Source organism: Oceanospirillum maris DSM 6286, assembly GCF_000422865.1.
Lineage (GTDB): Bacteria > Pseudomonadota > Gammaproteobacteria > Pseudomonadales > Halomonadaceae > Oceanospirillum > Oceanospirillum maris.
The window spans coordinates 1-7162 of the sequence record NZ_AUGW01000038.1 but is presented as its reverse complement, the minus strand read 5'-3'; the positions used below and the strand labels follow the sequence as shown (position 1 = coordinate 7162).

The following is a 7162-nucleotide window of genomic DNA, read 5'->3' as shown; positions in this document are numbered from 1 at the left end:
ATCCCACGGTTTGCGCTGACTGGGACGTTTGGCGATAAACCAGTCAACCTCCGGTTCTTTTGCTTGTCACGTTTATGCACGCCCTTTTCCAGCGAGTAAACCGCACCTCTGAGATCATCGGCACCGATAGATATCTTCATGCCGAATACCACTGATTGCCCTTCTTGCTCTGGCGCTTCTGGATCACGCTTCCCCGTTTTGTTTTTGGTTGACCTGGGTGCACTAAGAATACTGGCATCCATCCGTGTGCCTTACTGCTGGAGTTCCTCATTAATGCATTGGAAGACTTTACGGGCCAGCTCCTGTTTCTCTAACAAATGCCGGAACTTCAGAATGGTGGTTTCATCGGGCAGGCTGCGTGTCAGGTCAAGGTTTGCAAAACAGCGCATGGAGTCGATTCCATAAAGCGCATCTTCCATAGCGGGATCGCTCAGATTGTAAAACAACTGCATCGTATGGATTCGCAACATGGACGACAAAGGGTAAGCAGGCCTGCCGTACATTCTGGTAATAAAAGGGTTGAATCAGGTCTTCCAACGTGTTCCAGGGGATGAGTTTATCCATGCGCTCAAGAAAACGCTCACGACGTATTTTCCGCTTCTTGTGAATCTGTTCGGCATCCGTAAAAGACGTTGTTGCATGGTCATATCCTGACGTCATTCGTTATGCTGAGATTATCGCAAATTTTGGGAGTTGATCAGAGTATCCCTAATAAAATCACTGTAATAACTAGGGTTATTGCTAGTTGTTGTATGGATTTTTTGAATATAAATTAAGTATATAACAGCTTGGATAAAAGTATTTTTTTATGGTGGTATATAAAATATATGATATTTATTTGAAATATTTATATGCTTAATTATTGTTAAGATTATATATGTTTTTTTCCTCCAGTATTGCCATATTTTTAGGGGCGATTACCGATTGATTATGAAACACTTTTATTTAGGTGGTTAAGATTATGTAATAATTTTGATAAATTATTTTTTGTAATAATAAATTTGTGTTATTTATTTTTTAATAAAAAATAGTTTTTTAAACTGTGTCTCTATTTAAAAATATTAATGGAGAGTATATGGACGTAGAGTATAATACAGAAGGCTGGGATGCGGTTTATGCAGGCAATTTAGATGTTTGCAACCAGCAGCTTATAAACGCATTTAAGACGGGGCAGTTGCCGACTTCAATTGACCTCACCAGCTATTCAGGGCTGTGGGATGTGGTCGGTGGGGCGAGTTTCTCTCCTTGGCAATTTGTCCTCGGTGGGGGGCCGGAACTGCTGAATTTACGCCTGCCGTTTAAGGGTGGTTCGGTGAGGATCAAAGCCTCAAAAGAGGTGGATATTCCTTTGAAAGACTGCGCGCTGGTCGTGCAAATCGGCTTGCGCTTTGTCGAGGGCAGCAACAAAAATCGCGAGCTGGTTTTTAACCTGACACCCAATCCGTTAGGTAAGGTTGTTACCCTGATTGATGTGGAAGATAAAAGCGGTAGTCTGCAAGAATATCGTTCCTATCTTGATTCCGTCATCAACCGCTTTTTGATTGATCATGAGCGCGATATCAGCTTCAGCGTTTTGGCCGTCGCCCCGAAAGGGGCTCATAGCGGCCCAGATTGGCAAGTCCCGACCCTAGAGTGCTTTTGTTATGTTAATCGCACCAATACGACTGATTCCTTTATCGCGCTGTTGATGATGACCCAAGGCCGTCCGGTGCAAAGCTTGATGGCGTCACCGGGCGCGATTGCTAAGGGGCAAAACAGTGGTGTTCTGCTGCGCACGCCTTTGTTTGTGGGCGAAGTTCTGAAACCGGCTTTTCCTCGAATGGTGTCTAAAGATGCTAAAGAGTCCGATTTCATTCTTGATCCTAATACGGCGACCATCTACGCCAAAAAAACCATTACCGGATATGGATTGAAGGCGGGGGCCATCACCTATTATCCGCAATATAAGACTTTGAAATTGGTGCCTGTGGGCGGTGGCATGCGCTTGGAAATGAGCGGTAAGTTCAGTATGGGCATGGGGATTGAACTGCGCTTCGATATTGAAGCCGCCTACCGTCTGGAACAGGTCAAAGGCAAAAACGCGGTTAATCTTGTGCCCTCCGGTAAACCGAAGGTTCATACGGACCGTCATATCCCTTGGTACGATTATTTCCTCGTTATCGGTGGACTGGCTGCGGTTGCAGTTCTCGAAATCGTTACGACCATCATCTCGGACAGTTTGGCTGATGATGTGGTCCACCTAAGCCAAGAATTTAAAATCGGCGAGTCCGCTCTTTTTGACGTCATCTGGACGGGATACAGCGATGTGGTCATGACCGGGGCGGATATGAGCCCGGATGCCATGCGTTTAGAACTCACCTTCTAACCACGTGTTTTTCTTCTTGTTTCATCCTTACTACAAACGGAGCCTCAACTATGGGCATACCAGCTGCATTTACCTTAAGCGATGCGGAAAAAGCCGCGTTCAATAAGTTTCAACCTTCCCATTCGACTGTTTTTCGTTTCCCCGACAGCGGGGTAATTCGCCATGTAAAGCGTCGCATCGCGACAACTTATCTTGGGGCGAGTGAAGACCAAAAATACGATGAAGGCAGTGAACAACAAGGTTATCTTACCCCTCACGCGCCGATTGATACCTATGGTTATGACACGGTGTTTGCCGTTCATATCGACGAGGTGAACAGATCTCTCGCTGCCTCCATGGGTAAAGATATTCCGACCGATTTTCACGTCGATGGCAGCGGTGGGCTGGTGTCTTACACCATGAACGGCATCTTCGATAAATGGACGGTATCGGGTGGATCTGGGGCTCTGCTCAATATGACGCTGCACTTGAAAAGCGGCGACTTGGATATGGGGCTGATTAAGTATAAATATCCGCAATGCAACCCAGTTTCTTTGGCTGGAGTGAGTATTGTTGTTCAAATCCGTCTTAACTTATTGGAAGAGACCATTCAGTCGGAAGAGAAGAAGGATGGCTCGATGAACGACTTGAGGATGAAGCTCGAGCGCACGACGGAAAATCCAAGTCCGGTAAAATACCTTGAAATGACCGGCCTGACCATGGAGTGCATCCCAGAGGCTGATCGTGAGGCTGTCGTCAGTCAGGTTGAAGCCTTTGTGATGAGCGGGGTAAGCGATTGGGTCATGACCCATGCTGACGATATCACTTTTATTTTTACCAAGGTTCGTCTCAGCAGTAAATTGGCCGAAGACGGCTTTGATTGGATGACGCCGACCAGTACCTCTTATGCTTATGTAGACCGGGCCGACGATGAGGGCGGCAATCGCAGTATGTTGGGCGTATTGAACCTGACCGACAATAAGGACGGTAGCTCGCTCGCACAGCAAATCTCGCCTCATTCCATCCCAGGTGACTCGCCTGCGGCTTTCTTACTGTCGCGCGAAATGGTCATGACCAAAATCCTCAAACCGTCTTTAGGCGCGGCTTTTGAAGGCGCCACCGAAGGGGACTTCGTTTACGATCCCAAGTCCTTCACCGTAACCGCCACTAAAAGCCTGACCGGAAAGCAGGTGGAAGACGAAAACGGTAAGAAATATACCCCGCGCTTTACTTTCTTCCAGGTCTCTTTCGTCAGCGGGGCCATTCAAATCGACAGTAAGACCGAGTTCAATATTTCCCTCGGCATTACCGGACATGCGCGCTCCACGGTTAAATATCAATATATCCTGAAAGAAGGCACACAGGAGATCATCCTGTCCAAAGACCACGAGCTGACCGCGGATTATTGGTGTGAAGTTAGCCCAGGTGCCATCGGCTTAGCGGCCGGCCTTGCGGTCTTTGCAACCTGCGTCGGGGCGGTCTTGATGGTCGCAGGCGGGGCTGGTGTGGTCGTGGCGTTGGCTTTGTCAGCTGTGTTGTGTGCGGGGTTGAGCGCGACAGGTCTTGCCATTGCAGCCGCTGTCGGTAAAGGCCAGGCGCACGATCAATTGACCGCGAACGAGCTGGTTAACCAAGCCATTCTGCCGTTCGATTGGACCGGGGCGGAAAAGGACATGAAGCTGTCCGATGTGAAAGTCTATGAGTGTCTGCAACTGGTTGGCGATCCGTCCTTCATGAAGGGCTGAGTGCGCTGTTGCGATAGATAAACTGAATTCGAAAATAAGGAATAAATCATGCCTGATATGATCACTCAAGGGAACACAGCCTTGAACGCCCTCAGCGGGCTGACCAGCGAAAACCGTTTCCAAATTAACGTTGCCCATTTGAACTCTTTGTTTGCCACCCAGCAACCACGCTTGTTGAAAGCAGCTGCATCCGCTCAGCCGGCGGTGGCGATTGACACTTTCGGCTATGATTTTGTTTACGGGGCGAACTTGGCTCGCGTGAATGCTTGCCTGCGCCAAGCGCAGATGGGCAGTAATGCCTTGGGCTCCTTCAATATCCCAGACTCCGGTGGATTGTTGTCTTTCTCCATCGACGGCAAATTCGGCAGCGCTTACATGTCCAAAGGAGGTTCGGGCAAGCTGGTCAATCTGGAGTTCCCGCTGGAAGAAGGCACTTTCCGCCACGCCGATTATAAAGCAGATTTGAGCGGCAGCGTCTTGTTGTTTCAGGCCAAATTGAAATTTGAAACAGTGAAGGACGCACAAGATAAAGGCGGCAAAAGCCTCTTGTTGGTCGATTTCGCCAGCCTCACCTTCTTGGATTTCACCAAATCCACAGCCGATTTGGTGGAAAATACCGAGCTATATGGTTTGGTTTCCGGTGCCATGACTTCTTACCTGAAAAAGCAAGGGAATAAGAAATGGCAGTTGGCGGAAGTCAACCTCGGTATGGAAATGCAAGACGGCTATGATTGGTTGGTTCCGACTTCGGTTGATTATGCCTTCAACAGCGGTCAGGCGGCGGACGGGCATGATGCAGTGCTTGGCTTACTGTGTTTGACCGAGAATGAGTCGTCGGAAAGCCTTGTGTCTCAGGTTTGCGCGCAGACTCTTTTTGGCAAAAATCCAGCTTCTGTCTTAGTAGGGCCGAAAGTGATGATGGAAAAAATGGTTATGCCGAGCCTGCCTTTCATGTTTGATGGCACGACATTGTCCGATTTTTCTTATCATGCGGACTCTTATACCATTTCCAATACCGATGATGTTGCACTGGAAGATATCACCTATAACTTCCGCACCTATCACCCGAAAATGGACGTGTTGAACGTGACCCTGCGCGGGACACAAATCTACCTTTACGCCCATGTGAAAGTGCATCTGGCGCCGGGCCAAACTGGGGTCTATAGCATTGCCCAGACCTATGACTTGGAGTTCGGGGCCGACGGTCAGGTGATCTCATATCGCTTGAGCGATCAACAGCAGGATCATCATCTCGATACGTCGGCGGGCGGTGAGTTCCTGAAGGACCTGTTCGAAATCTTGGCGCGCACTTTCGGTTTGGTCATTGGAGCTTTAGCCTTAATTTTCAAAGCAGTTATCTTCTGCCTGAACTTTTTCTTCGTTTTCGGTATTGATGAGGGCCATTACAAAGACGTGATCAAAAAGGCGAAACAGGAAGAGACGCCGATTGAGCCTATTTGCATCACTCCTTTGATTGAGAAGATGGATGTTTTGGTTGAGTGGTTGATGCCGGAACCGAGTGGGGCAGTGCTGGGAGATGCACAGCTTAATCGCGCTCTACAACTGAGTGGTTTCGCCACCAACAGCTAGATATTAAATAGAAAAAGAGAAGGCGAGAGAGTCTTTTCTCCCATATTTTTGTACTAAACATGCAGAATATGACAACAGTAACCACTATGAGCATGTTACTGTAATGGAAGGGATGGAAATATAATCAGCTAAATCAACTTGGCTAGTTTGGCAGTTAAGCTCAGTAATAACAAATATAAGAAGTATAAAAAAAACCGACTCAGGCCATAAGCCAGAGTCGGTTTCACCGATGTGGGACATCAAGCCGTGATTAATTCTGGCTGTCTAAGTAACGTTCTGCACCCGATACTGATCTGCTTTAATCAAACAGGACACATTAATAATGGAATATAATCCAATTATTGAGGTGTCAAATGGTCAAGCGAGCAAATAGAAATTACACGACTAAATTTAAAAGTGAAGCAGTCGCATTAGTAGCAGAACAAGGTTACAGCGTCCCTAGCAGAAAACGGCCAATGCGCCACTATTATGCTAGAAGTGGTGATCAAGGCTTTATCAATATTGTTAACGGTGTATCTATAAGAATATAGATAAACATAGATCGCTTGGCCACTGGGAAGGTGGCTTGGTATCAGGCACTAACTAATAGCACCCATATTGCTACGCTTGTTGATAGAAAGTCGTGATATACCATAATTATGAAGCTTGCAGGTGCAGGTAAAGGTGCTGGGTCAGTTTAGAAAGCCCTGATAGCAATCTTTACAAAAATACAAGTCTAATATCGGAAGTCTTTCTTGGGGTCGAGGTATGTCGTTAGCAAAGCATGCGGATCTAAGGATACTCTGATCAACTCCCAAAATTTGCGATAATCTCAGCATAACGAATGACGTCAGGATATGACCATGCAACAACGTCTTTTACGGATGCCGAACAGATTCACAAGAAGCGGAAAATACGTCGTGAGCGTTTTCTTGAGCGCATGGATAAACTCATCCCCTGGAACACGTTGGAAGACCTGATTCAACCCTTTTATTACCAGAATGTACGGCAGGCCTGCTTACCCTTTGTCGTCCATGTTGCGAATCCATACGATGCAGTTGTTTTACAATCTGAGCGATCCCGCTATGGAAGATGCGCTTTATGGAATCGACTCCATGCGCTGTTTTGCAAACCTTGACCTGACACGCAGCCTGCCCGATGAAACCACCATTCTGAAGTTCCGGCATTTGTTAGAGAAACAGGAGCTGGCCCGTAAAGTCTTCCAATGCATTAATGAGGAACTCCAGCAGTAAGGCACACGGATGGATGCCAGTATTCTTAGTGCACCCAGGTCAACCAAAAACAAAACGGGGAAGCGTGATCCAGAAGCGCCAGAGCAAGAAGGGCAATCAGTGGTATTCGGCATGAAGATATCTATCGGTGCCGATGATCTCAGAGGTGCGGTTTACTCGCTGGAAAAGGGCGTGCATAAACGTGACAAGCAAAAGAACCGGAGGTTGACTGGTTTATCGCCAAACGTCCCAGTCAGCGCAAACCGTGGGAT

Annotated in this window: 3 protein-coding genes and 3 pseudogenes; 5 read left to right on the top strand and 1 reads right to left on the bottom strand. The window is 47.3% G+C overall.

Going from position 1 to position 7162, the window contains the following annotated elements:
- Positions 1-89: 89 nt before the first annotated feature.
- Positions 90-503: pseudogene (locus G517_RS21385) on the bottom strand (transposase); the annotation flags it as partial.
- Between the two features lie 572 nt (positions 504-1075).
- Here G517_RS21385 and G517_RS0111800 point away from each other — a divergent pair.
- The 5 genes and pseudogenes from G517_RS0111800 to G517_RS21380 form a co-directional block, all read left to right on the top strand.
- Positions 1076-2365: a TULIP family P47-like protein gene (locus tag G517_RS0111800; RefSeq protein WP_028304583.1), complete on the top strand. Its 1290-nt coding sequence runs from the start codon at positions 1076-1078 to the stop codon at positions 2363-2365.
- A 50-nt stretch (positions 2366-2415) separates the two neighbouring features.
- Complete coding sequence (locus G517_RS0111795; protein ID WP_028304582.1) at positions 2416-4089, top strand: TULIP family P47-like protein; 1674 nt, start codon at positions 2416-2418, stop codon at positions 4087-4089.
- 48 nt (positions 4090-4137) lie between these two features.
- Complete coding sequence (locus G517_RS0111790) at positions 4138-5679, top strand: TULIP family P47-like protein (RefSeq protein ID WP_028304581.1); 1542 nt, start codon at positions 4138-4140, stop codon at positions 5677-5679.
- A gap of 443 nt (positions 5680-6122) precedes the next feature.
- Positions 6123-6450 (top strand): annotated as a pseudogene (locus G517_RS21115) (IS30 family transposase); the annotation flags it as partial.
- A gap of 209 nt (positions 6451-6659) precedes the next feature.
- Positions 6660-7073 (top strand): annotated as a pseudogene (locus G517_RS21380) (transposase); the annotation flags it as partial.
- Positions 7074-7162: the final 89 nt, after the last annotated feature.

Bases quoted from the DNA above. Each gene is read 5' to 3' on its own strand.
- G517_RS0111800 (WP_028304583.1), top strand. From the start codon at position 1,076: ATGGACGTAGAGTATAATACAGAAGGCTGGGATGCGGTTTATGCAGGC.
- G517_RS0111795 (WP_028304582.1), top strand. From the start codon at position 2,416: ATGGGCATACCAGCTGCATTTACCTTAAGCGATGCGGAAAAAGCCGCG.
- G517_RS0111790 (WP_028304581.1), top strand. From the start codon at position 4,138: ATGCCTGATATGATCACTCAAGGGAACACAGCCTTGAACGCCCTCAGC.